This is a genomic window from Blastocatellia bacterium (assembly GCA_035275065.1).
Taxonomy (GTDB): Bacteria; Acidobacteriota; Blastocatellia; order UBA7656; family UBA7656; genus DATENM01.
This window is the reverse complement of sequence record DATENM010000023.1, coordinates 76,932-103,201: the sequence shown is the minus strand read 5'-3', so window position 1 is coordinate 103,201 and position 26,270 is coordinate 76,932. Positions and strand designations below refer to the sequence as shown.

The window sequence follows — 26,270 nt, the reverse complement described above, 5'->3', positions numbered from 1 at the left end:
ACCATGATCAGCCCCGCCACCAGCCACCTGAATGGCCAGCGAGCTTCTATGTTCCAGTCACGGAAGGTATTCAAATTTCTCGATGACCACCTCGGCGCCATTCTGCACCGGGTTATCGGTCTTGCCGTAGACATAAAGCGCCATTCGTACCGATGCCACACCGGGAGAAGGAACGCCCGACGTAAAGACATGTTCGCCGACGACATCAGAGCGAGGATCGTTTATCGCCCCGCGAACGGTTCTGAAAGCTACTCTTCCCGGCTCCCAGCGGAATGAATGAGTGAGCATTCCGCTGGGCGTTGTAAAGCGAGCTACGTTAGCCGGCACAAAAAAAGGCTGGATATTATATTGCGCATTCTTGCTGGTCGGATCGCCCCAGCGGCTGATCTCTATATCCATCTCACGGTTGTTCTGATCGTCGCCGGCGTAGTCCCAGGTGTACATGCCTAAAACGACCGCCGGCTCAAATTGTGATGTATCACGCACGACGAAAGAATAAGTGCCGTAGCCAAGACTACGCGTGAGGGTCACCTCCGCGCACGTCCATTTGCCACTCTGCTTCGCGACGCGGAGATGCAGCGCCCCGTCGGCGTCAGTCCAAGCATTGGCCGGGTCGTAGAGATTCATGGTATCGCCGCGGCTGCTTGGCGCACTGCGTACACGCCACTCATAGCCGCTGAAGGAAAGCGGAGGAGAGGTGCTTGGCCCGGATGTTGCGCCTTCCGCCATGACTACAGCCGCCACATCACCGCCCGGCTCTGGCAGCGCACTCATCGTGGTGCGGGGCTGATACCCTGGCTCGACTAGCAGCGCCGCATAAGCCGACCCAAGGTGAGTTGAGTTGATCCAGCTTGAGTCTGCCTGAATCTTTGTGAAGGGGATGTTCGACAGGGGTTGTAACCACCATGCCCCCGCCTTGGCATATAAGACGATCTGCTGCCCGGGACGGGCGCCGGTCACCCGCCCTTGAATAATGTCGAGCTTGTCCATGCGGCCCGCTTCTGCCGGAGGAATCCTGGTGAGCTCGATGGAGGGAGTGACGCTGCCCGATTGCGGGCGGCAACCGTTGAGCAGCAAGCAGCAGCCTAGCAGCAGGACGCTTGGCCATCTGAGCTTGCCCAGTGCGGAAATTGAATTGATGATTGCAGTCACACGGGGGTGCGTTGAGGGGCTCGTCGCGAGGCTTGCATTTGGCCTCAGCAAGCGCCAGCACTCAGCCGAGTCCAGGTCGCCAGACTGGCGGGCTTGAAAACTGCGGAAGGCTTTCGGTGTGTGCTGTGCCAGCGCCACTTGAGACCTCAGCTTGTAGTGTAGCGCGATGAAGGCACTATAGCCGAGGATTTCTCATGGCGTCCAGACGTTCAGGGCTCACTCTTATACCGGGTACGCGCCGCTGCTGTGGATGACTTATCATTTCATCTCGCCGGGTTGGTACGATCAAGGTGCAAAGCGACCGGGGCGGCACAAGGTTAGATTCTTTCTGACGCTGCTCGTTTTTATAGTCATCCTATTAGGGGCATTCATATGCTTGATGCACCGGAAAGCAATTGAATCCTTGATTGGCGGTTTGTGCGCGGCCATCGCCTCATTCTTTTCTTCGGTCGTTCCGCGTATCAAGGCGCGTAACGGGTGAAGACCAGATCGCTCTCTTTCATCTTCTGGTGACAAGGAAAGCAAGTCTTCATAAATGCGTCGTCAACTGGTTTGCCGTCGCTGTTGAAGTGACCGAACCCCCAACCTCCAGTAGCGGCATACTTCTTCGAGTTCTTGATCATAAACTGCACGTTCGTCGGCGCCCCGGCGACGAACGATTGATCACGCCCAAAAGCTTTATTGTTTTCCGCAGACGGGACGAAGCGGTAGTGTAGGGCTGCAATAATGGCGCCGTCTGGGAATGGAAGCTTGCCTTTGCGGTAGGCCTTGATCGCGATGTCGTTGCCCAAAACGGAAGCGAAACTGTTGAGGTTGCCTTCCTCGTGTGCGACAGAGATGAACCTCCAGTCGCGGTATCCGGCGGGGATTTCAGTTACGAAGACTGGTGCGGCCTCCCCATCAGTTTGTCCAGACGCGGGGGCCTTGTAAGCGACAACGCCGACCACGATTGCAACTACAATAAGCAAGAAAGTTTTTCGTCTCATACTGATTACTCCTTCAGGTATCGTTGATTGAATCCGTGCGTGATCCAGCAACCACGAACAGGCATTGTGTCAACTTTGCCCCCCGCTAATGCTTCCTATGGTGAGGAAACGATCTGAAAAGACCCGTCGTGGTCACACTACGGCGTTGGGTAGTCCCAAACATCGGGCGGCAGCTTATCCTTGAGCGATGCATACATGGCGTCGCGGAACAGTTTCACCGCCGGATACGGACGAAGAGCAATAGTGCGCTCCACGATCAGCCCCTGCTCGTTGTCCACGATGACCTCCAAGCTCTCGATCTTGTGGCCATCCATGGTCCCCTGCCAGCGCAAGAAGGTGGTGCGCTCGTCGAGCTTAAACTCGGCTGTATAGGTACCGGAACCACGCGTAGAGCTCGACTGAGCGAAAATCGCCGCGATGACTTCACGCCCCTCAATCGGCCGTACCAGGATCGGGCTTTTGAATACGATGTTTTCGGCAAGCAGCGCGCTCACCTGGGCGGGCGTGGCTTTACCAGCTTCCCGTAGTTTGCGTAAAGGATGCATCGTGATTTCTCCTATGAGAGTGACAGTGCCGGTTACCCAAAGGAGCGCTTCCTTGCCGGGCGGAATACCTGCGAGGTAGAGCTCCCACGTTTCTTGGTCAGTGGCTTCCATGCCCGTTTAGGCATGCATTTTCCTCTCGCTGTTCCGGGCTTCGAGGGCTTTGACGGAGTTCTTAAACGCCTTTTCCAAAACGCCCTTGCCGATGGTCCCGACCACGAAGCCGAGCAGCCGCCCCTTGAGATTCTTGCCGTCGCGTACGACGACCACGTCAATGTCGGTCATGCCGTCGGGCCGACGCGTGAAGGTGTAAGTGTGGCCCGACGCGCCTCCCCACAAGTTGGAGTCGGTCGTTGTGAGGACGACGCGGTTAGGATCGGACCAGTCGTAATGCAGGCGTTCCCAGATGCCGCCTGAGCCTTCCGTCACGTCGGCCTGCGTGCGGCCCTGATCATGCACCTTGAGGTACTCGTCAGCGCTGTTGCCAAAGAGCTTCGCGCGGCCAGGCCCGAAGTCTGTGAGCCCGGCGACGTACTGCTCGGGCGTCAAGGTGGTTGTCTGGTGGAGGTGAATCGTTGACATGTGTTCTCCTTACTTGGGTGGTGTCACATCGTTTCTGATTATGAGCGCCCGGGGCGAGCAGTACATCACCAAAACGAATGGTTTTTCGCTACCACTTTAAAGAGTATGGGAGCATCCCCCTATAGTGGTATTGCGCTTCGCTGATGCCGCGGCGTTACCCTACCTCTTTTGCTTCGTCGTCCATAGGATGGTAAGAATCATGTTGGCGGCTGCGGCGCATCGAAGAATAAGCATGCAACAAAGCATTTCTATCACACACAACATCCTCGTCGGCCCTCCACCCAGGACGCGGCAGGATTCTACCTTAATTAGCAGAGATATTCTGCGGAGGAGTTCAGATGTCAATCCGACCTGTTAAGCGATTGAGCAAGTCGAAACCGACGCTCGAAGGTGCCGGTGTGCATCTGCGTCGGGCATTCGGTTTTGGCAATACCAAGGACTTTGACCCCTTCCTCTTGCTTGATGATTTCCGCAACGATGTCCCAGAGGACTATCTGGCAGGATTTCCGTGGCACCCGCATCGCGGCATCGAGACCATCACCTATGTGTTGGCGGGAACCGTCGAGCATGGCGATAGCATGGGCAACAATGGAGTCATCGGTGCCGGTGATGTGCAGTGGATGACCGCCGGCAGCGGGATCATTCATCAGGAGATGCCAAAGGGCGATCCGGCGGGGCGGATGCATGGGTTTCAGTTATGGGGCAATCTGCCGTCCGCTCTGAAGATGACTGCCCCGCGTTATCAAGAAGTGAAGGCCGCAGACATTCCAGAGGTCACAGATGACGATGGCACACACGTGCGCGTCATCTGCGGCAGCTTCTGGGGGAAAACCGGCCCTGTCAATGGCGTCGCCGCTGATCCGATTTACCTTGACGTGTCGGTCTCTGCGGGCCGGCGAAAAACGCTTCCCGTTGAGACCGCGCGCCACGCCTTCGCTTATGTTTTTGCCGGCAGCGGAAAATTCTGCAATGCTTCGGAGCCGCTCGCTGTGCCGACCGAGGCAATCAAGTGGCTGGACACTTCTCCTCCCGTAGAGGCGGACAACCGCTCGCTGATCCTCTTTGATCGCGGCGACGAAGTTGCGGTGCAAGCTGGCGATGACGGAATCCGCTTCCTGCTGGTTTCTGGAAAGCCGCTTGAAGAGCCGGTCGCCTGGTACGGCCCGATTGTAATGAACACACAGGAACAACTGCGCCAGGCATTCACCGAATTGCAGGAGGGAACCTTCCTGAAAGAAAAGCGAGATAAATAGAAATCCAATTCGCTACCTAAGGGTGGCTCGTCGAAGCAATACCGGCGCTCCGCTTCTATACGATTCTAGCAACAGGTTACAATGGCGCTGCTATGAGCTCCCCATTTCTTGATTTGCTCAAACAGATCGCTGATGGTGTCGTCATCTATGAGCCGTTTCGTCGCGATACCCCTTTAAGGCCCGGTGCTTTATGGCAGCTGCGGGATTGTTAAACAAAGCCAATCGGTGTATATTCCAGGGGAAATAGTTATATCGTATGCTTCGCTACAGGCGGCCGAAGCTAAACAAACACAATGGCCGCCACGGTAATGTTTCAGCTCCTCAACTCATGAAACGCTTCACCGTAGTTTCAAGCTATCTCAAAAATAAGCCCTGAGTAAGATCAGGACGCAGCCGAGATGGGCGAAGCCCAAGTGGTTCGCATCATGATACGCATAACGCCCCAATCCCCGCCGGTGGTTTTGCAACCACGCAAACAGCCGCTCGGCTTTCCCGCGCCGCCCGTAGCGCCGCAACCTCCGCCCGTCTTGCGTCTTCGCCTTCTGGCGGTTGCTCTTGTGCGGCGCGATCATTTCAATGTCGAGCGCCTCAAGCTCCGCATCCAGCGGGTCAGAGTCGCAGGCTTTATCGCCGATCCATCCTTCAGGCTGCTCAGCGATAAAGCGTTCAACGAGAGTTTTGGTCACAAGGGTGACCCCATACGGGCTAGCAGATTGAGTGTAGGCGGCGACAGCGAGACCGGCAGAGTCTGCCACTCGCGTAGTCCCCTTGCCCCGCCTGGTCTTTCCGACTTTGCCGCCCCTTTTTTGGCGACCATGAAGGCGCCGTCAATCAAGCATTCGGGTAAGTCCAACTCGCCTCTGCGGCGGAGGTCTTCGGCCATGGAGAGGAGAAGCCTGTCATGACTGATTCCAAAATCATGGTCATTGAATCTGCACGCCCGGTCATAGCAAGCCTGATTTCACGGCAAGGCTTTCAGGTATTGCATTCCTCGGATTGCGCCGACGCGTTGAAGCTCCTCTCTTCCTTGATACCCGACGTGGCTATTATCAGCGTGCCGCCGGGCAAGGCCAAGCCAGCGCTCGAATTCGTCCGCCAGGTCCGTGCGTTGAAAATGGAAGTCCCTATCGTATTGGCCGTGGCCGAGAGTTCCGAGGAGATGGCGATTGAGGCCCTGAACGCCGGAGTAAATCGTTATCTTAAACCTCCACTTTCCGATCAACAGATCATAACGATCCTCGCGGAGTTACTTTCCGGCGATAGAGAACCCATCGCCAAAATTGAGCAGAGTTGCGCATTACGATGGGGCGAGCGGCTGATCGGTAATAGCCCGGCGGTTTGTGACTTGCGGGCTCTCATTAACAAATTGCGCAAGTGGACAAGCAATGTCTTGATTACGGGCGAAACGGGCACGGGCAAAGAGCTCGTAGCCGAGTTGATTCACGCAAACAGCCCCCGCTCCAACAAGCCTTTTGTCTGCTTGAACAGTGCAGCCATTCCCGATTCGTTGCTCGAAAGCGAGCTCTTCGGGCATGAGAAGGGAGCTTTTACCGGAGCGCAATACGCTTACCAAGGCAAGCTGGCGCTCGCCAATACGGGGACGATCTTTTTCGACGAGATCGGAGACATCAGTTCCTCAGTCCAGGCCAAGCTGCTGCGCGCCTTAGACGGCAAGGAGATTTACAGATTGGGAAGCAACAAGCCCTTGCCTTTGAGTGTGCGAATCCTTGCGGCCACTAATCAGGATCTCGATGCAGCGGTCGAGCAGAAACGCTTCCGCCAGGACCTCTACTACCGCCTGAATGTGATTCGCATGCAACTGCCATCGCTGAAAGATCGCACCGAAGACATCCCAAAGCTGCTTACCTATTACGTCAAGGCAATGAACCAATCGTTTAGCATGCACGTTGAAGGATTTACCGGCGAAGCCATGAATTTACTTATGTCGCATAGCTGGCCGGGGAATGTCCGGGAGCTTAAGAACGTGGTCGAAGCAATCTTCGTCAATCTTCAGGGCAGGATAATAGATATCGTCGATCTTCCGGAGCAGGTCAAGAAACACATATCAGAGATAACCTCTGCCAACCCCAACGAGCGAGAGCTTATGATCCAGGCGCTTGTCGCAACGAACTGGAACAAGACGCGCGCTGCCGACAAGCTCCACTGGTCAAGGATGACTCTTTATAGAAAGATGAATCGTTACAAGATTCTGCGCAGCACCGACCTGCCCTAACGACTCGAAGTCGCGCACGCTGATGGCAGGCTGCCAGGTCACGAGTCGCCTGATTCTTTCGTGTCTGTCATTTTCTTATCTTCTGTTTTCTTATCTTCGGCCGGCCCTGGCGGCCCCTGTCTCAGTTTCTCGATGAACCGATCTGCTACTGCCCGCGCGCCGTCAAGCATCTTGCCGAATTCGCCCTTGAGCCATCCCTTTGCTTCCTGCTCGCTTATTTCGTACTCAGCCAGAGCGGTTGGGTCAACCTCCATCTCCCGGCCCGTGAGCGTGCGCAGCACGAAGTCACCGAGTGGAAATTGCTTGTCGTCAGGGATAAGGAAGAACCGCGTGCGGGCGGTGTCTGTCCAAAGACTGAAATTCGCCAACGTCATTGCTCATCTATTCTGGGCTGGCGGTAGCCGACCGGTTGTGGGTTGGGAGCCGAACGCAATCTTTCTAGAAACTCAGGGCTCGGCCATTGCGAAAGGCTCCTGACCACCTGTAGTAGCCACCCCTCGCCGAACGGCTCAGACCGCGTTGCGGGGAGCCGGTCGAGAAAGCGCCGCCGCTCTTGCGTCAGGCAATCGGGGCCTATGTAGTTCCAGGGGGTAAAAAAAGGCGGCAGTTCTCCCGGATGTATCTCCGCAGCGTTCGGAAGGTATTCAGTATAATCATCCTCTTCGGGCGAGCCTGTAGCCATGGCGAGACCGGGTTGAGTAGCTTCGACGAATCGTGGCATCACATCTGTCATGAAATCCCAAACCCGATCTAGTTCCGGCCCACTGGCAATCACAGACGGGTATACGCGAATCTGTTTCACGTCCGGATGCGTGCCAAGGTAAGAGTGGGTCAGGAAGAAGGTCGATCTATTCATTTCGCGAGCCAGTGGCTCATGGTTGAAGATAATTGCCTGTCCGCTCGCTTCAAATGCGGCTGCGTCCTGTTTGGTAAGTATGTCAGACTGGTGGTCAAGGTATGCCTTAAATGGCACACCCATGTACGGGCCTAGCCCTTCGATTGCGAGCTTAATCAGGCGGAGACCATCCTTGGATGAAAGTGGTTGCTGAAAATAAAGCGACCCTCCAATCAGTGTATCTATCTCTAACATGTCTATCATTTCGCAGACTCAATTCTTAATCTCAATCGTGACCTTTTCGTTCGCGGGCTTGCTGTCGCTATGCTTCTTTACAGCTTCAAACACATTGTTGAACGCGGCTTGGCTGGTAGCGTCCAACCTGGAGAATGCCGGCCACGCGATAATCAGACGTCGATAATCATTACCCCCGGTCCGCGCGTGATCGACATAGGCTGTCAATTGCGTCAAGAGTTTTGCGGCTAACTCTGCGCGCCGCTCATCCTTCAAATTACCGGTCCAGTGTTTATACTCGACCAGCGCGTTCTCTACCCCTTCACCCCTATCAACTGTTATCGTGTAATCGATTCGCTTGCGGCCAAGCATTACTTCTACACCGGTAACATTCTGTCCGCCGTCGACCTCCCTAATGAGTTGCTCCATCTGAGCACGGATGCCTTCATTAAAATGCGGTGGTTTATTAGCGCCGCTCACAAGCATGTTTACTGGCATTTCTGGATTGCCCGGCGCTTCGTCCCCATCCAGCTTCGCCCTCGTAAGCGCAGCATTATACCTCTTGACGAGGTCGTAATCATAGCGAAGTATTCCCGCACCTGACTTTACTATCCCCACCTCATCGACGTGGACCTGAGGGTATTGTTCTGGACCTTCCTTACCCCTACCCGCCGCTCGCTGCAATTCTTTAAACCCATGGCTTATTACAAATACATATCCTTCTGGCTTCGGCTGTTCGGGCAGCGGGTCAATCGGCTTCCCTATAACATCAAAAATAGTGAGTCCGTCCTTCGAGATCGCGCCCAGGATGTCGGTCAATAGGTTCGCCAGTTGGTGTTCCACGGTTTTGACCTTCTTGTTCTCTTGCGTGGCCTCGTCCTCTTTTTGCCCCGACATGAAACTCAGTACTTTTTCCGCATCAACATCGGCCTCGTTGGCTAGCTCCCTGGCGCGTGGCACCTTGTCTTTGATCTTTTTATCCGCAGGCTTCTGGTCGTCACTATCGACGGCCTTCTGTACGCGCTCGCTATTCAAGAAGTCAAGTAGAGCGGCTGCTCCGCTGGCGAGCATGATGACGGCGTTGCCGCCCTTAACCGCAATCCAGAGCCGGTGCTGCTCACCGCCGGCGGTAAATGCGACCGACTCACCGACTTCTCCTTCGTCCGGCTTTTTCTCGCCCTCCTTGCCACCCAGCCCGACGGCCTTAAGCAGAGCTTTGCCCTTCTCTACAAGCCAGCCGATCACCTGGTCGAGTATTCCTTCGATCCACGCCTGGAAGCCGAGGATAGTCTCCTTCACCTTATTCGGGAGGTCGCCGAAGCCGAGGTAGTCTGCGAGGAAATCTATCACCGGCGCGATGAGACCGGCGAGTGCTTTCTCGACAGCGTTGGCCATGCCGCCGATGTTGCCCGCGATGATGTCCGCGATCCCGTTCACGATGGTTTCGATCAATCGGAATATGCGCGCCGCGTTTGTGAAGATCCACTTGAGAACTTTGTAGATTGCCTCAATCGCCTGAAGGATTGCGCCCACCGGGTTGAACAGCAGGAGGATGCGCGCGCTCACGGCCTTGATGATGGCGCTCATCATGTAATCTACTGCCGCCTTGATGATCTGATCGAGAATCTCCTGCGGGTTCAACTTCTCCTTGATCATCTCGAAGATGCCCTCAGGCCCCAGCGCGACCAGGTTGGCGACGATGGAATAGGCCTTTTCAAGCAGCGCGACGTTCTCTTCGCCAATGTGTTTCGCAAGAAGTTTTCGAATGCGCGGCCACGTAATGCCCATCAACTCCAGGACGAATGTGATGATGCTCTTGAGCGACAGGTCCTTCGGGAGCGTGACGCCGGCCGCCGCCAGCCCGCCCGTCAGCCAATCGAGGAAGCCGTGCAGCAGGTGGTCAAGGATGTTGTCGAAGAACTGTGTGAACCCCTTGCCGACGGCGGCCATGAGATTGTTGGCGAACTTCTCAGGATCGTCCGCTATGTCGCCGATGACCTTCTGTATCTTCGCCACCACCGCCCAGAACGAGGCGGGCGGGATGCCGAGCAGGTCGAGCAACCCTTCGAGGATGAACTTCGCGGGGTCTTGGGCGAAACGATCAATCGCGTCGGCGAGCCTGCCGAGGAACCCCTTCGCCTTCTCACGCAGCGCGTGGATTTCCTCGCGGACTTCCTGCACGCTCTGCGCGGCGCGGCCTACGAGTTCGCGGTCAAAGTTGTCGCGGACTTCGTGCGCGTGATTTTGCAGCGTATCGAGCTGCGCGCCAAGCTTTGCTTGCTCGCCAGCGGCCCACGCTTGCAGGCTTTCGGGCAGCGAAGCAAAGAGATTTGCGATCTTTGTCCGTGCATCGGCGATAATCGCCTCGCACGTCATGATGATGCCGTTGACTTCAATAGAAATCTCGCGCGCAAGGTTGCACACGTCGTTGCCGAAGTTTTTCTCGGCGATGTTGTATTTGGCGGTGACCCACGGAGGCAGACCAAAGAGCCGGTCCGCAAAACTGACTAAGATACTCTCATGGCGCTTTTCGATCCACTCCTCGACCGTCTTCAGTTCTTGTTTGAACTGACGTTTGGCGATGGTGATCCCCGCGTCCCACTTCTGCATGGCGGTTTGCGGGAGCGTCTGGAGCAGGCCGTTGACGCGAGTTTGAGCACCCGTAAAGATAGCCTGTGCCTGCGCGCTCACCTGTGTACGTTTCTGCTCTTCAGACCCAACCATCTGCTTCTGCTGGCCGGTCGTGCCGGAGACTGTCTTGCTGCGCGAGGTGGCGAGCGCGTTGAGCGCCTGTTGTTGCAATGCCGCCATATCAGCGCTGGCCTTGCTCAATGATGCCTGCTGCGCGGCCAGCACCTTGGCCGGGTCCTCGGCGGCGGTTTTCTCAAGCTCGCCCTGCGCGGCGCGGGCTTCGGCAACGGGACCGGTCTGGACCAGTTTGGCAGGCGCTTTGTTCATGCCTGCCTCGCCCATGCGCGCTTTGGCATCTTCGGAGTCTTGATTAAGCGAGACGTTCTGCGCTGGCACTGAGTCGGGCGCTGCATGGGACGCATTCATAGCTGGAACAGGCGCACTGGCGGGCAGAGCTTCAAGCGGCTGGCCCTGCTGCGGCGTACCTGTGGGCGTCTTCTCAAGCGAGTCGTAGCTCTGATCGACGCGCTTCACGTCCCCCTGCACATTGCCCTTCACCTTATCGCCAGCCTCCTGTCCCATCTGTTCCGGGTCAGCCTTGACCAGCGATTTTTCGTCAGGTGGGCGCTTCTCCTCGATCACCAGTCGGATCTCTGCGCAGATTGCCTCGATCTGCGGGCTCGGTTTTGGCCGTTGTCCTAGTGCGTCAACCAGGTCTGCGCCCGCGTGGGCGTTGGCTTCCTGCTGCGGCTCGGTCACGGCGGTGCGCGCCTGCTTCACCGATTCCGGGGCCGACGGCAACGCCGCGTGCGAGGCTGCCGCCTGGCCAGCCGATGCCTTCACTTTTTGAACACGCTGGCGAGCGGCTGGCGTCAGGTCCGAAGGCGGCTCAGGCATCTTAAGCTGAACCGAACGTCCGCCTTTGCCGCGCCCTGCGCCCGATCCGCCTTCTTCTGCCGCGCCTTCGGGGGAAGCCGTCTGCGCTTTGCCCGCTTCGGCCTTTTCCCCAGGCTTGGCGCCGCGCGCGGTCGAGCCTTTCTTCGCCGGCTGCGCGGCCTCAACAGATTTGGCTGATTCTTCTGAGCCAGGCTCGGGTGCCTTTTCAGTCGCGGCAGTTCCAGTCGCGGCCTTTTTGGCCGACACGGGCGGCTCTTGCGATTTGGCCGGTGTCGCTGCGAATGGAACCGTCTGAGCCTCGGCGGGCGATGTAGGCGCGGGTGAGATCGGCGCGAGCAGAGTCGGCACAGGCGCGGTCTTTGCTGGTGGCAGAGCTGTGGGCCTGGCAGGTTCCACTTGGGTCGGGGGCACAGCGGGACTGACCGGCTGTGCCGGTACTGCTGAAGGTATGGGCGATGGGCGATTCGACTCCTGCGCAGGCGAAGCAATTGGCGGCGGTGCAGGCGGAGAAGCCTTAGGTCCGGCCATCGCTCCGAACATGGCCCCCATGCGTGCGTTGCCGACATTGCGTTGGAGAGCGATGCTCATCTGTGCGCGAGCAGCGACATCGGGCAACGTTTCCGCAGCGGTCATGAGGTTGGCAGCGCGGGCTGCCGACGGAACACCGTTAGACGGAGGCAGGACACCTTCGCGCTCTGCCGCAGGAGCGAATAATGACTGACCAGCGCCAATGCTTGAATCCATACCGGTGGATGCTTCGCGCGGGCGGCGGTCGCGCTGCGGGGTGACGTCTAAAGACAGGTCCTTAGTGGCACTCATATCACCCTTCAGCGGGAGGAGAGAGGATATCAGCGACAACCCATCCGAAGAACTCTTTGCCGAAATCTCCCTGAGTGATAGGCTTGCCGATCTTCTGGTATTCCCGCGCGATTGAATCCACAAGGTCGCGGAGAGTAATCCCCGCACGGTGGTCTGCCAGCGCGCGGAAGGCTGCATCGATCACGATGTTGCGTATGTTGCCACCAGTGATTGCAAACCGGTTAGCCACGTTTCGCAAATCGTCTTCACTGATGTCTGAATGTGGCGGCGGCGGGAGACTCCGCTCCCATATCTTTAAGCGTAATTCCGAGTCCGGAGAAGGGAACTCTATGATGACTTGAATGCGACGCAGGAAAGCATCATCGATATTCTGCCTCAGATTCGTAGCCATAATGACTACCCCTGAATACTCCTCCACGCGCTGTAAAAGGTAATTCACTTCGAGGTTGGCCCACCGGTCTTTCGCCTCTCTGATCTCGCCGCGCTGCCCGAACAGGGCGTCGCATTCGTCAAAGAACAGCAGCGCGTTTGAGTCCTCAGCTTCCGCAAATACTCGGTTGAGGTTCTTTTCAGTCTCTCCCACCCACTTGCTCACGATGGCGGAAAGGTCAACCTTATACAGGTCAACCCCCTCTTCGCTGGCAAGCAGCTCGGCCGACATGGTCTTGCCGGTGCCGGACGAGCCGGCGAACAAAACCAGCAGGCCCTTGCGCTCGGCGAGGCTTCGCCCGAATTTCATCTCGGAATAGAGGCGGCTGCGCAGACGTATGCGGTTCAATAGCTCCTTAAGCTGCCGTTTATTAGTCTCGGCCAGGATCACGTCGTCGAGCGAGAGCTTGCGCGAGGGCTCGATCCGCCGCGCGAATCCGAGCAAGCGACGACCGGCCTGTTTACGGCAGGCGTCGTAGAGGTCTTCGCTCGTAACCTTCGGATTGAAGACATCGCGCCGCCGCGCAAGCTCTCGCGCAGAGACGACCGAATCGCGTACCTGCCCTTCGTTGAGCTGAAACGCCCCGGCAAGCGTTTCCGCGATTTCATTTCTGTTCGGCAGCTCATCTTCGGGCGGCAGATAGGCCAACCATATCTTGCGGCGGCGTTCGAAGTGAGGGACAGGGAAATCGACATGCAGAGGCAGGCAGGTGCGAAACTGCGCGTAACTTTCTCCCGCCACAGTTGCGGACAGAATCGTTAGCCCCTGAAAGTTGCCGGCGGCGCGCCGCAGGTAATCCACGCGATATGACGCCTGCTCATCCTGCGGCAGAAGATCGACATCTGCCCAGTAAATGGCGGCCCCGGCGAGCCGCGCTTCTCGAAACGCGAGATCGACGATAACCTCCCATCGCGTCTGTTCCTGAAGGGCCGCCGCCACGTCCACGCGCAGAAGCTGCATACCGTTTTGAGTGCAGATGGCGTGCGCAGCCTTTTCTCGACCGCTGCCGCGAAGGCCGTGAAAAAACAGGATGGCTTTGCCGAGACTCACGTAATCCGCCAGGTGGCGCAGGTGGGCGATGAGCGCATCATCAAACAGTAGCTCATCCCATTTCACCGCCTCCGCGCTTCTCACCACGACATTCGATAGGCGAGCGTCCAGGCCGTCCGAGCCGAGAAGGTATGACGCGATTCTTTCATCCAGCCGAACAGACCGCGTTGCGCGATTGTCATCTTCGCCGCTCAAGACAAGAAGCCGTTTTGACAGAAGCGTGCCTTCGGGCTCAAATGCCGCACGGGCCTCTTCAAGCGATTCGGCCCGCGGGCGCATTATCTGGAGCAGCAGCTCAACTGGCGGCTTTTTGTGGGAAACATCATCTTGGAGATAACCGAGCATGCGGCGGTAGCGGAAGTCGAGTTCGGCCAGCAAACAAACCAGCACGAGGTCTCGCTCAAGGTCGGTTAGCTGAAATGCTGTGGAGAGTGAATTCACCCTCAGATCGACTTCAGAAGCCGTGGCCTGCACGTTCTCGCGGATTTGTCGGCCTGCTAAAGCTTCAGCCTCCCAGAACGGCTTGAGGGCGTGCAGCAACGATTCGGGCAGTCGGTCGGGCGGCGCGATAGGAGAACTCATATACCGGTCAATCTCGGCGTCGGTCACATAAACCATGCCCCACATCTCTTCCGCCTTTGTCTGTCCGATGGTCAAACGCCAGCGCACTACCTGCGCGCGCACAAGCAGGTCTACGCGTGCAAGTTCGTCGCGCAAGTGTTCCGCGCTGCGCCTGTATGGGCCGCGATTCAGCAGGACTTCTGGAGGCATGTGGGACTTCATTCGGAGCTCCGCTCGATGTGGAAGATAACCTTCCGGCCTCCGAGCCACGTGACCCCGGAGAGTTCCTTCGTGTAGGAGGCCATCTCAAGCACAACGTCGAACGGGCCGGGCTGAAGACGGACATCTACGCAATGATCGCTGATTTGCAGCGCGCCCGCTCGCCGCAACATATTACGCAGCAGGTAAAGCGGGCTCGAACCGGACAGGCCGGGCAGCCACTGCGCCCAAAGTCTGATCGCGTAGATCGCTGTGAGCGCGAGCGATTCGTTGACGATCACGCCGGGAGGCAGGTCTGCGATCAAATCGGCCAGACAGGATTCTGGCGCAGCAATCTCTTTAAGAGACGAGTAGAGCGCGGCGCGGTCTTCAAACAGCTCACGCACCTTCACAAGAAGTCGGTGGCAACCCTCAACGTCAAGGGCTGCGAGCATCTCTGTGGCGCAATGCTCCTCAGGAGCAAGGCCGCACCAGAAGGCGAGGCCCTCGTCAGTAATCGTATCGCGAAGCGCGCGCGGTCCCATCCATACGATACCGATGGCAAGCAAAACAGATGAGACCGGCCCCGCCCCGCAAGCCGTGGCCACCTGCGTAATGCGCGCATCAATGATCGCTCGCGCCGCCAAAAAAAGTCCCGCACACTCGGTTTGAAACCGCTTTGTGAAAGCCTCTGTGCCTCCAGCCACTCTTGACGCGATGATCTCTTCCAGAGCTTCTACAGCGGCGGGGCCATAACTTGCAGCCGTGTTAAGTGCGTCTTGTGCGCGGCGAGGGAGTATTGCGAACGAGGGCGCGCCGCCGCCCATTCGCATCGCAGCCAGGATTGTGTGGGGGCCGGAAGCTTCCGCAAACGACCTGGCGCATATCAACAGGTGATCGATAACGGCTCGCGCGGCGGCCCGGCTTGCAAGCTCAGGGTCGGCAGCCGCCAGCGCTGCATAGAGCCTGATAGCGTTCAGTGCCGTGTCCGCCTCATTTAGATTGAGCCTGACTTTGCCCGCCCGCAACAGGTCGCGGATGCGCTCGACAATCTGGCGGTGCAGGGGGGTGGCTGCCGGATTGCGAGATGGCAAAGTGGACTGCCGTAGTTCGGGCAAGGTTTTAGCCAGAATCGCAAACAGCGCGTTGCACAGCCATTCAACATCGAGCCAGTCGAATTCCGACGAGATTTGTTCGCCGATTTCCGGGAGCTTCTCGGCGGTTTCGGAGTTCAAGCCCGACACGTATGCGCGGTCAGTTGCGTGGCGTATTACGTTAAGCACTGCTGCCGCAAGCGAGCGACGGTCCGTCCAGTCCGGCATCAATGGACGGTTCTTCAGGTACTCTTCAAGAACGGCTGACTCAGAAGGCGCTGAGGTGGGCCAAACGCCGAGCAGGCGGAGTATGTGAATCGCGCTGCGAACGAAAATGCGATGCCCATCTGCGTTGTGGAGCTCGGCGCGAGTCTCCCCAGCTTCGGACCAAAGAGCGCGCGCGGCAGGTTCGTCAATCAGCGCGAGGACTCGGCTGAGGCAGCCGAGGATCGCCAATCGCCGGAGGATTGCCGAAAGATGCTCTCGGTGCTCCATCAATAAGAACAGCACTGCCTCTTTTTTCGGACGACCACGGAGCTTTGAAAACGCGCCGTAATACCAGCGCTGCCATGCCATATCATTCAACAGGTCGAGGAGGAAGTGCGCCACATAATCAGGCTCATCCATGAACCGAACGAGGTTGTCGCTATGGTCGCCGTCACGCGCAATGCTCGTTACCACGGCAGACCCTAAGCGGTCGGCCCATCTACGTGCGAGGTTCGCCTCGGTTTCGGCCATTGCGCCGTCGAGCACAAGCCGCACGTTGAGGCGGCGCAGACAATAGACCGCCGGATCGTTTTCGAAGGCGTGGGCGAGGGCGTCGGCATAAGCCGCGGACACGCGCGGCCGCACCGTTCGCTCAAGGCGTTCGACCGCAAGCGCAGCCTCCTGGCGCGCGCCTATTAGCCTGTAGCGGCAGTGCCAATGTCCAATGCGCGGTTCCATATACCGCTAGCCCCTCCCTGCTATACGTTATTGCTGGCGGCGACCCCCGCCTGGAAGCTTGCCAGGATGGCGTTGAAGGCTTCCTGACTCAAGGCGCGCGGAACTAAATTGCCTCCTACCACCTCGCCATTCAACATGAGGTCTCCGTTAATCGTGACGAGTGGCGTCAGTTTATTTGGATCATTGTCCTTCAGCTCTAGCTTGAGGCAAGTGACAAACTCACCTTCCTCATTAGAAAACCCGATGACGAACTCACGGTCGATAGTGTTTTCTGAGCCGAGGTCTATTCGTAACTGGTCGCCCCCGCCGGCTGTGGATGTTATCCGGTAAATTGAAGGCTTCTGCGGGGCGTTCTCCGGGCTAAAGCTGGCCGGCTCGTTAAACTGAACGGCCCCATCGGTGATCTGTAGGTTGCCGTTGATTATAGTTCTGCCGCGGATACGCATTACTCCGCTTTGGAGAATGTCGAAGCGAGGCGATATTTTCACTTGCTGTTCAGCCGACCCCGACACGTCAGCTTCAGGGACGAATATAGCGAAGCGCCGCGACTGTTTCCGCTGAGCGTCTTCGCCTTTCTCATATTCGTATGTAACCTCACCTATATTGCGCTTGTCGTTGTTGCTCGATTGTTTGCCGATCTCCAGGCGCGCACCATTGGCCGGATGATCTATCACCTCGCCTACCAGTCCGACATAAGACCGCTGCGCGGAATCGATCATAATCGTGCCGTCGGGAAGGCGAATGATACGGCCGAGATAGACCCTCCACCTGTCATTATCATCGTCAGAGATCAGGGGCACTTTCGAGCTCAGCACACTCTCCTGCACGCCCGGCGGACGCCGCGCATCAACAGTATTTGAAACGGGCCTCTCGACAATGACCCGTGGAACCTCATCTGATCGATAAGCGTCGCGCGCACCCGCAGGTCCGCAGCCACCATATCCTTCGGGCGCAGCCTCCCCATCGCGGCGGGAATAGACGAGCCAGACATCGAGCCGGTCTGCGCCTAGATCATCAAAAGCTCCCTCCGCAAGGTACTCCTTGTCGGGCAGCACCAGCTCGCGCCCGTAGCCATCAATAGCCATGCCGGGGCGAACGATCACCGCCCCATCTTCCTGCGCGATCTCCAGGCCCAGAACGATGCCCCAGGAATGATGGGCTACGTTATGACGACGCCTGGCAGCAAGCTGGTATAACTGCTCATCTCTGAATTCGTCCACCCGCAAAAACTGTTTGTCAAAAAAATGCACTCGCGGGACAATCACGGTCGTCATAAATTTCGGACCTCCTTCCGACTCGGGTTAACTTCCATCGGTGACTTCGATCTCATCTGAGAAAACCGGCTTCAAAAGCCAGGCCCTTCCGCCCCGTTCGTATTGCGCCTCGATCTCCACCCGGACTGTCGTGTCCTGGGTCGAAACCGGAGCTTTGACGCCGGCAATATGTAACGAAAGCGTGGACTCGTTCGGGTCCAGAGTTGTCGGCACATCGGGTATGGCTACAAACGGCATTACGGGAAGGTTTTCGCTTATGAGCCTGTGCTTGAGCGAGATTTCGGTCAACGGCATCGCACTCTTGTTCTTCAGCTTTAACCCATACGCCCAGTCCCTTTCTACTTCGATTTCGCCCGGGGTCTCGAACTCAACAAACTGGAGTTGTTGTTCTACTTTTACTATTTTCGGCTCATCCAGCGAGAGCGTATCTTCCGGGCCGTTCTGCCACTGGTATTTCATGGATAAGGCGATTCTCAGGTCTGACGTTACCTCGATTGGATGCGGGACCGGCCCGACAACTCTCTCACCCCCAGGTAATATCTCGGTCGGCATAGGCAACAGATTGCGGACGGTCGCATCTTCGGTAACGATCACTTCCTTCAATGTCAGGGGCAGCGTAGCAGTGTTCCTGATAGTGAATTCATGGCTCCAGGTTGCCGAAGGCGGCACCGAATCGGGGACATCCGAGGTATCGATCACCGGCGTTTCCAGGACGGGGATATGTTTCTTCTCGTTGGATTTCCACCAGGGGAAGTTTCCGATCTTTCCGCTGGCCATGATTTCGATGTCCATAAATCCCGCCGGGATTTCATCCTTCTCGTGACTCACAGAGATGGTGGTGCTGCTGCTGGGAGGGATTGAGACTTGCGTCCCCAGGCTTCGTATCGGCGCTTTCTTAGAAACGGGTATGGTCTCAAGCAGCTTGTCAGCGGTGATCTCTTTTTTCTCGTTGTTGGTCAGGCGCACGGTGTAGCCCCATGGCTTTTTGGTTTCGATCAACTGGGGGACTTGCTCGAAGGTAACGTTAATAGTCGTCGAAGCCTGAATCGAGCTACGCAATCCGGCTAACCATGCGGCGACGAGCAGATCTCGAAAGAGTGGATTCGTGGGGTCGGGCTTTATAGGCGACTGCTCAATCGAGCCAGTTACCTCGATTCTAGCGGGAAGGGTTTCTTCGTCCTCGTCCTTTGGGTCCTTCTTGGGGTTGAGAGAAACCAGGCAATTGCCGCTGACCGACAGCCACATGCCGGAGGGCGTATCGTCCTGAGGTGGCGCGCCTATCGACAGCCGCACGGTGGTATCGTTTTCCTTCTTTTCGCCAAGATCAAGGCGCAGCCGTTCTATAGTGCGGTCGCCGGATTGCACTGTTACGCTGTAGATTCTCGGCCGCGGTGTGCCTTTGGGTGGCTTCGATACAGGACGAAAAGATAGACCATTCGGCTCGTCCCCATCAGTTAAGCTCTCGTTGGGCAATGGATCATAGCACCCGCGCCGTATGATTTCTGCCGGAGCCTCTTTCGACCAGTCGGCGAGCTCTAACATTGCCCTGGCGCTGGTCAGAATGGCGTGGACATCGTCTTGCACACTCAGCAACTGGACATTCTCATCACCGGGTTCAGTATCTTTGTTGACAAGGATGAACGTCGCCAGTGCCGATTTCTTGTTTAACTCCTCTACTATGTCTTTGGGCGGTCTGCCGGCCGTGACAGTTAGCACTTCGGGCTGCGGAGTACCGCTTTCGTCAATCAATGTCAGATTAATCTCATTCCCTTGTTGTGTCTCCCTTATCATTACCTGAATCTGCTTTCCAGATTCTCCAGGCTTACTGGCCTTGACCATCATGCGCAGCGTATTCTGAAGCAATGGCACAACGAGCGTCCGTTGGCAATCGAGTAACTGCACCATGCCGAACAAGTAATTATTGCCGCGCCGGTCCATCGCGATTCTTTTAGCGAGGTTGCCTGACTCATCGGCAACTCTCAACACAAAGCCATAAGGGTCGCGATCCGTACGCGGGCCGACCTGCATCAGCGCGCGCACGCCGGGGTCAGCGACTCCTATGCCGCGCAACCCCGTATAGGCGATGTCTCGTCGGTCCCCGCAGTTGATCCTGCCCAGGAAAACCGCACCCTCTGCCGGCAACTCTGGATCATTGTCTTTGTGAGCAGGTGTAACGAGTACGCGTGGGGCCTCGCGCCACCGCTCGAAAGTATTCTCTGAGCATGGGGCGCGGCCGGGCTTACGCAGCCGCGACTGCTCGCGGCAGTAGATGAGCCAGGTATCAACGCACTCGGCGCCTTCATTAAGCGATAGGGGCTCTGCCTGTTGAAGCAAAAGCTCGTGGCCGAACGAATCAATCGCGATGCCGGGCTCAACCTGGAACTGGCCAGAGGCGAGTCGGATTTGGAGACCGCGAATGATGCCCGGCATGTGTTGGTTGAGGTTGTGGCGCAGGTCCAACCCGTTCAGGTATTCCTGCTCGGACTGAAGATCCGCGGCGGTGAGCCGCTGTCTTTCAACATAATAGACGCGCTTGCTTTCCATCACGATTACCGGAGGTTAAGTTCCTTCCTTCAACTTTCTGATCCGCTCTGCGGCTTCCTGGACAATATCTTCGGCCGGGCGATTCGGCGGGCCGCCGGCCAGCGCCTGCTTCACTGTGGCCGGATTGCTCTTGGACAGGTCTCGCAGGTTCATAATGCCAGCCTCTTCGAGGCGCATCGCGTAAACGGGCCCGATACCCTTCACTTGCTGAATCTCAAGCAGGGGGTGGGTTGGCGGAAGGGTGTCCGGGTCAATTGCCGTCCTGCCAACCGGATTTGCAACGGCTGGCGTGATTGGGACATCCGGCGCTATGACTATCTCAGCGGCCGGGCTGTTATTTGCAATTAAGGCCGGACCGTTTGAGTTTACCGGCGGTCCCGCTGTCGGATCAGCAAGGGGCGTAGTCGGTGAAGCGGGCGGCTCTAAGCCCGGCCCGGTAGCCGGCTTTGCATCCTCCGCGTTGGCTGTGGTTGGTGTAGAGCCTGAGCTTGCGGCTGTGCCTGTGGTTGTTTGATTCACCGGCTTCACATCTTCTTTGGTCAATGCAGCGTTCACGTTTACATCTGTTCTGATGGGCGCCGTTTCGACCCCGAAACGCACCACGCGGCTCTGCTGGCAGATGTCCTGGTATGAATAGATGATCAATCTTTGGGCTCTCGTGCCATCCCCGCGCGGCACGAACAGATGATCATCGGCAAACTTCGTGCGCAACCCTTCGAGGTTTCCATATGTAAACGGCGCCGTCGAAATACTGCCAAAGCCAAGACTGCTCAACTCTCCTACGACGTAGTCGGTAGGCTGCCAGATGAAGCGCGCGACGTTTAAATAACCGGGCCTGCCGGGCCAGCATTCCCTCTGAAGCGGGCGGCGGAACGGCGGATAGGGATTGATATATATTACCTTGCAGTAAGCCCTGCCGCGCTCGTCCTTTCGCCGCCAAAGCCATACCCTCGCCAGATGCACGCCCGTGTCGGGGCCGCAGCCGTAACATTCACACCCGAGGTAATGGCTGCGCCAGTCCTGCACCAACCAGAAGATCATCTTCTCGAACCAGCCGGCCGTCGGTTCGTTCAGTCTTTGAAGTTCGCACAGCCATTCTCGGATGAAGCTGAAGCTGTGGAGCGCGTGGCTCGTGAGCCACTGGCTCAACCTCTCAACCCTCTGCTTTGCATTGCCAATGGTGGAGATGGCTTGAAGATCATTGAAGAGTTCTTTGAGCTTTCTTCCGTACTCTTCTTCCCAATCGAGCGCGCGTCGTTCAGCGGAATGGTCGCAGTGTTCGGCCTTCTTCGCGTAGAGATGATATCCCTCGTGCGTCCGCGTGTATTCGCATACTTCGACGGCGTCGCAGGCTCTTTTGGCAAGGGCGTTTCGCGCGTCGCTTGCGGTCTCAGCGTAACCGATGAAAAGGTCAACCGCCTGGACCTCGCTTTGTTGAATCTCCCATCCGCCGAAACTAAGATTCGGCCCCGGAGTGCCGGGCGTTGTTCCCGATTGCGCTGCCGATCTTTGCGCGGACATCGGAGCCCGGTCCCTGCAAGGGCCTTCATCGACAAGGCAGTATTTCGACAGGTCTATCTCGGCCTCTTCGCGAACGATGATGTCGTTGCCACAGCAGTCTATCGCATATCCCGGAGTCACCGACACGAACCCTTCCTTGCCCGGCCCCGCGCTGCAATGCACATCAAGTCCGCAGGCCACTCCCCAGCCGTCACGGTAGCGCGCGAGCGCCGTTTTGCCTTTCACCCATTCAAGCAGGGCGTTGAGATCCTGGTCCGTCAACAGCTGACCACAAAAGAACCGCGGCTGCACCAGATACTCCAACTCGCAGCACTCACCCATACAGTCGGAACATCCGCAGTTGCAGCGGTGGCCGCCCGTTTGCGGCGCCATCGTCATGGTGCTCATATCCGTAACTCCTTCCAGTCTAGTCGCGACTGTGCTCGCGCTTGTAATTCTCGTACTCGTGATCAGGCAGCACTCGGAACCAGCTCTCGAACGTGCCGCCGCGAATTCCATCTCCCGTCGGCAAAAGCCCTCCGAGGTGGTTGCCGTCAACCGGCACGCCGTGGCAGTCTAAAATGAAATCGCATTTCAGGGTCACGAAAACGACCTGGTTTTCGAGATGCGAAAAAGCCCGCTCGCCCTCGGCAGCCCCCTCAGGGCTAAGCGAATAAACCCCTATGCAGTCGTGCTCGACGTGCGGGGAAGTCGTGTAGGGGACGAAATCCAGGTCCTCTTGCCTTGCGCCATACTGCACGACGAAGGTCGAAGCGTTGACGCCGTAGGGGCCGCGCCTGCCCGCACCTTTTTCCGGCTTCTTCAGCCTGCGGTCGAATCGCACCTTCAATCGCTTGAGCCGTTCGAGGTGACCGCGCGACATGACTCCCCCATGCGGCCAGTTGATTTCGCAGATGTGCGTGAGCGATTGAACCGGAGGGCGCAGCGTCGGCCTGCCCATCATAACGATTTCGTCATTATCAATTGGCGAGCCGGGGCGGGAGCGTATCCAGGCAATCGGGATACAGTGGTGCGGCGGACAAGCGGGCGCGAGGCAACTCTTGTAGTGCTCGCCGTCAGAATCGCAATCGTCCTCAGGACACGGGCGCGGGCGTGAGCTTGCGCGGGCCTCGTAATCCGCGCGCTGCTCAGGGGTCTGTTCCTTGCCCCCTTCTTCGAGAGCTTGCTCTGATTGCGTCGCCTGTTGATCGGCCGTGCTATCGTAATCTGTGCGATCCTGTTCATACTCATCGTCGCAACCTCTGCTGCGCACCTTCCAGTGGTACTTAGGCAGGTCGCGGCGGCGCACCCAGCTCCACTTGAATTCGTACCCTTCCAGTATGCGGCTGTATTCGCGCCTCTGCTCGTCGCAGTTGCCTTCACTGTAAAGGACCGGGACCTGTTCTATAAGCTTCTCTTCATACACCAAGCAAAGCAGCGGGTAGTATCGCCGGTCACCCTCATGGTCTTTTTCATGATCTTTGCTCTCGTTTGATGACTGACCCGTTTCGGCGGGCCTTTCCTTCCACGGTATCGGCGGAGGCACGAGGTTCTTGCTGACGACTACCTCTCTTCCGCAACAATCTATGGCCATGCCGGAACTGACCTTTACGTGATCATCACGACAGTCCTTTGAGGGATGCTCGGTTACATGTAACCCGCAGACCACACCCCAGCCATGTAGAATCCGGTTGTGCAGGAGCCTGTGCGTCCAATGATAAGCCTGCTCGTCTCGAAAATCGCGTGCAGTCATAAAACGCCCTGTGAAATATCGCATCCGCTCAAGGGCCAGGTCGGCGCATTCTTTGTAATCCTCTTCGCTCATATTCGCACTCTCCTTTTTAGGCAAGCAGCGACCCCTTTCCGACGGTAGCGCCCGGGGCGAGTCGCATCACCATGTCTCCCCTGGCCGAAGTCAAAATTGTGTCCAACCCGAGACGCCCGCTGCGGGGCAGGCTCGGCGGACGGTCCGTTACATGTTCACAGCCCAGCGTCGTCAGTGGCGTTTCGCCCATAATCGTGTCAACGCCGACGGTCGATTGCACGCCGACTCGGAATCGCGCATCAAGCAAGCACAGGTCATAGCGGGTCTGCGCGGGCTTCTCGGCCTCAATCGCGCGCCGTATCTTGCGCTCGTCGTCGGCGGTTCGCACCCAGCTTGCGGGGACAAGCACTCTGAAGCGGTGAGCGTAGTGGTGAAAGATGTCGCGCGAAGGGTCGCCCGTAGATACAAGCTCTGCTTCGCCTTCGCGGGAGAAGACCCCGAGTTGCAGCCTTCTTGTGACACTCGCGCTCCACAGCGGTGGTCCTGATTGTCCGAGCCTGCTTGCGCCCTCCGCGAGGATAAGGTGTTGCCGCTCTCTGAACCCTTCGACGATGACCGGGAAATCCGTGCCGCGCACCTCGTCGGCAGGCAGGTTCGCCATGTTCGCCAGATAAACCGCGATGAAATCGCGCAGGCCGCGAAGCTTGCCGCGATGCGGGTATATCTTCGGCACAGCGGCGAGCAGTTTACGTTTCTGGCCTTGATTCCAGTCGCCTTCAAGCGGTAAGGCCAGCCACTGCCTTGCGAGGTATTCGAGGAAAGGTCCGTCCGGCACCGCTTCGGGATCGAAGTATTGCGCGATCTCGTCGATCCGCAGTTCTATGTCGTCCCACTCGGTCTGGAAGATGGCCAGGAATCGCTCCAAAAACATGCGACTCTCGTCGTCGGCAGACCAGGCCGCGGGCAGGTATTTCAGATAAGACTCTCGCGGGTAATGCGCCTTGATCGATTGCACGACAGGGGTGCTGAAGCTGTCCGCGTCGAGCTTCATCATGATCGACAGGTAACGCCCGCTGCCGCTCTGAACCAGGAACTCAAATCTACGAACATCCTTCTGGTCGCACTGTGGCGGTTCAATAGGAGCAAGGATTGTGTAAGCGTGCTGCCACTGTTGGTCAGGCACGCCTATAACATCTTCCTCTTCCTCGTGCGCGTAGGTTCTCACTTCGATGCGGCTGCCTGGAGGAAGGCCGGAGGCGTTCAATTCTATGCGATGCCACTGACATCTGTAGATCGAGCTGTCGAGCGGTTTGCCCTGCCACGTACCTGAGGTCTGATACAGCGCAAGCCCTGACTGATCCTTTGGGTCGAGCGATTCGACCGGCTCGCCCTGCTTGTCAAAGATCAGGCCGGTAGATAGCGAGGGCGCTTCCTTCGGTTCGGCTGCTTCAAAGAGGTCGGCGACTTCGCTATAGCGTCTCTCCCCGCGTCTGCTCTCCCGGCAGTCATAGACAAGGACCGTCGGCTCGCCGGGCGCGTGAAGAAGGATCGCTCCTTTATTGTCAATGGCGATGCGCGTAGGGATCGGCGGCCTTTCGCGCGTGGGCACAACGGCGCGTATCTCTTCCCGGCCAGCCCTGTGTCGATAGACCGTCCCGTCTTCGTCTAGCACACAGGCCATCATGCCGCGCGCGGCCACATCGACCGGTTTCCAGTCGAGTGCGTGGCCCCAGGCGTGGCGCAGTCTTAGCCCATCAATTGTGTAAGCGCGAACACGACGTTGCTCGCGCTCAAGGACGTAGACCAGGAAAGCTCCTGCCGCGGTCCGAACCGTCCTCGGAGCCGCCGGTTCTTCACATCTCCGCAGCTCCCTATCGAATGGCGCGCACAGACCTAGCTGCGCCTCCGGGGCGGGCGCGGCTCGCGGCATTTGCCGAGCGCATAGTCTTGCGAGCGACGGCGGAAGACAGAACCGCCCGGCCTCATCGAGCCTTATTGCCGGAGGGTCGAATCGGTCGCGAAGCGTGCCGGCGTCTTTAAAGCCAGGCCCTTTGCAGTCAGACATCTCAAGGACAGGTTCTTGATCTTTAATCTCTTTGAGCAAGTAGATGCGACCTTCCCGGTCAACCGCAATTCTGGTCCACTGGTCCTCGCGGCCGGGACACGAGGAATGCTCTCGAAGAAGGCTTCCGGGCGTATGGCGATAGATGCGGGCTTTGTGACGGTCGAGTATGTAAACACTCCTTTTGTGTTCGGCGACATCAACAGGCTGCCACTCGGCGCGCGCTCCCGTCGGCCCCCAGATTTCAGTGAGCGCGAGGTTTTCGAGATCAAATACCTGGACGCGGCGGTTTTCAGAGTCCGCTACATAAAGCCATTTGCCCGCAATGGCGATGTTCCTGGGCTTCTTAAACTGGCGCGGCTCGGACCCCGCGCCGCCAATCTCAGGCAGCCGTTGAAATGTGCGCGTCTCCGGGTCGTAGCGTTTGATGCAGAGGTCTTCACGGCTCAAAAGGTACAAAGTGTTCTGGCCGTCGAGCGCAAAGCCGCGAGGAAGAATAAGACCTCCGAGGCTGCAATCTGGCGCATCAAGCGAGAGCGGCCCGCCGCGCGCCGCCCCAAGGCGAACGCCATCAGAGTCGTTTACGGCAGTCTGGCTCGTCTCGGCGGTTCGCTTCTCCCAGCCGCCCTGGCCGCCGATCAACCAGAATGTCGCACCTTGAGGTTCAAGTCGCATAAACGGTC

Annotated in this window: 17 protein-coding genes; 2 read left to right on the top strand and 15 right to left on the bottom strand. The window is 57.7% G+C overall.

Going from position 1 to position 26,270, the window contains the following annotated elements; translation table 11 throughout:
- Positions 1-57: 57 nt before the first annotated feature.
- The 4 genes from VJ464_04425 to VJ464_04410 form a co-directional block, all read right to left on the bottom strand.
- Positions 58-990 (bottom strand): glycoside hydrolase family 16 protein, encoded by a 933-nt coding sequence (locus VJ464_04425; GenBank protein ID HKQ04354.1) that lies wholly within the window; start codon positions 988-990, stop codon positions 58-60.
- Positions 991-1,613: 623 nt separating this feature from the next.
- Positions 1,614-2,138: a cytochrome P460 family protein gene (locus VJ464_04420; GenBank protein HKQ04353.1), complete on the bottom strand. Its 525-nt coding sequence runs from the start codon at positions 2,136-2,138 to the stop codon at positions 1,614-1,616.
- A gap of 137 nt (positions 2,139-2,275) precedes the next feature.
- Positions 2,276-2,794 (bottom strand): hypothetical protein, encoded by a 519-nt coding sequence (locus tag VJ464_04415; GenBank protein ID HKQ04352.1) that lies wholly within the window; start codon positions 2,792-2,794, stop codon positions 2,276-2,278.
- A gap of 6 nt (positions 2,795-2,800) precedes the next feature.
- Positions 2,801-3,262, bottom strand: coding sequence for a hypothetical protein (locus tag VJ464_04410; GenBank protein HKQ04351.1), 462 nt, complete (start codon positions 3,260-3,262; stop codon positions 2,801-2,803).
- A 338-nt stretch (positions 3,263-3,600) separates the two neighbouring features.
- On the opposite strand from VJ464_04410, the gene VJ464_04405 reads away from it, so the two are divergent.
- Positions 3,601-4,515, top strand: a complete 915-nt coding sequence (locus tag VJ464_04405; protein ID HKQ04350.1) for a pirin family protein — start codon at positions 3,601-3,603, stop codon at positions 4,513-4,515.
- Positions 4,516-4,874: 359 nt separating this feature from the next.
- Here VJ464_04405 and VJ464_04400 read toward each other — a convergent pair whose 3' ends face one another.
- Positions 4,875-5,270: a hypothetical protein gene (locus VJ464_04400; GenBank protein ID HKQ04349.1), complete on the bottom strand. Its 396-nt coding sequence runs from the start codon at positions 5,268-5,270 to the stop codon at positions 4,875-4,877.
- Positions 5,271-5,416: 146 nt separating this feature from the next.
- Between VJ464_04400 and VJ464_04395 the strand changes: the two genes are divergently transcribed.
- Positions 5,417-6,748, top strand: a complete 1,332-nt coding sequence (locus VJ464_04395) for a sigma-54 dependent transcriptional regulator (protein HKQ04348.1) — start codon at positions 5,417-5,419, stop codon at positions 6,746-6,748.
- A gap of 38 nt (positions 6,749-6,786) precedes the next feature.
- On the opposite strand, the gene VJ464_04390 is transcribed toward VJ464_04395, so the two are convergent.
- The 10 genes from VJ464_04390 to VJ464_04345 form a co-directional block, all read right to left on the bottom strand.
- A complete protein-coding gene (locus VJ464_04390) occupies positions 6,787-7,122 on the bottom strand; it encodes a hypothetical protein (protein ID HKQ04347.1) in 336 nt (111 codons plus the stop codon).
- Positions 7,119-7,847: a hypothetical protein gene (locus tag VJ464_04385; protein ID HKQ04346.1), complete on the bottom strand. Its 729-nt coding sequence runs from the start codon at positions 7,845-7,847 to the stop codon at positions 7,119-7,121. Before VJ464_04385 ends, VJ464_04390 begins: the two co-directional genes overlap by 4 nt.
- A 9-nt stretch (positions 7,848-7,856) precedes the next feature.
- Positions 7,857-12,164, bottom strand: a complete 4,308-nt coding sequence (locus tag VJ464_04380) for a hypothetical protein (protein HKQ04345.1) — start codon at positions 12,162-12,164, stop codon at positions 7,857-7,859.
- Between the two features lies 1 nt (position 12,165).
- Positions 12,166-14,184 carry an ATP-binding protein gene (locus VJ464_04375; protein HKQ04344.1) on the bottom strand — a complete coding sequence of 673 codons (2,019 nt, stop codon included), beginning with the start codon at positions 14,182-14,184 and terminating at the stop codon, positions 12,166-12,168.
- Between the two features lie 239 nt (positions 14,185-14,423).
- Positions 14,424-16,442 carry a hypothetical protein gene (locus tag VJ464_04370; GenBank protein HKQ04343.1) on the bottom strand — a complete coding sequence of 673 codons (2,019 nt, stop codon included), beginning with the start codon at positions 16,440-16,442 and terminating at the stop codon, positions 14,424-14,426.
- A 20-nt stretch (positions 16,443-16,462) separates the two neighbouring features.
- Positions 16,463-17,716 (bottom strand): hypothetical protein, encoded by a 1,254-nt coding sequence (locus VJ464_04365; GenBank protein ID HKQ04342.1) that lies wholly within the window; start codon positions 17,714-17,716, stop codon positions 16,463-16,465.
- Between the two features lie 27 nt (positions 17,717-17,743).
- Entirely contained in the window at positions 17,744-20,260 is a 2,517-nt protein-coding gene (locus VJ464_04360) for a hypothetical protein (GenBank protein ID HKQ04341.1), read from the bottom strand.
- Positions 20,261-20,275: 15 nt separating this feature from the next.
- On the bottom strand, positions 20,276-22,168 hold the full coding sequence (locus VJ464_04355) for a helix-hairpin-helix domain-containing protein (GenBank protein ID HKQ04340.1): 1,893 nt from the start codon (positions 22,166-22,168) through the stop codon (positions 20,276-20,278).
- Positions 22,169-22,187: 19 nt separating this feature from the next.
- Positions 22,188-23,585 (bottom strand): hypothetical protein, encoded by a 1,398-nt coding sequence (locus VJ464_04350; protein HKQ04339.1) that lies wholly within the window; start codon positions 23,583-23,585, stop codon positions 22,188-22,190.
- A 16-nt stretch (positions 23,586-23,601) separates the two neighbouring features.
- Positions 23,602-26,262: a phage tail protein gene (locus VJ464_04345; GenBank protein HKQ04338.1), complete on the bottom strand. Its 2,661-nt coding sequence runs from the start codon at positions 26,260-26,262 to the stop codon at positions 23,602-23,604.
- Between the last annotated feature and the right edge of the window lie 8 nt (positions 26,263-26,270).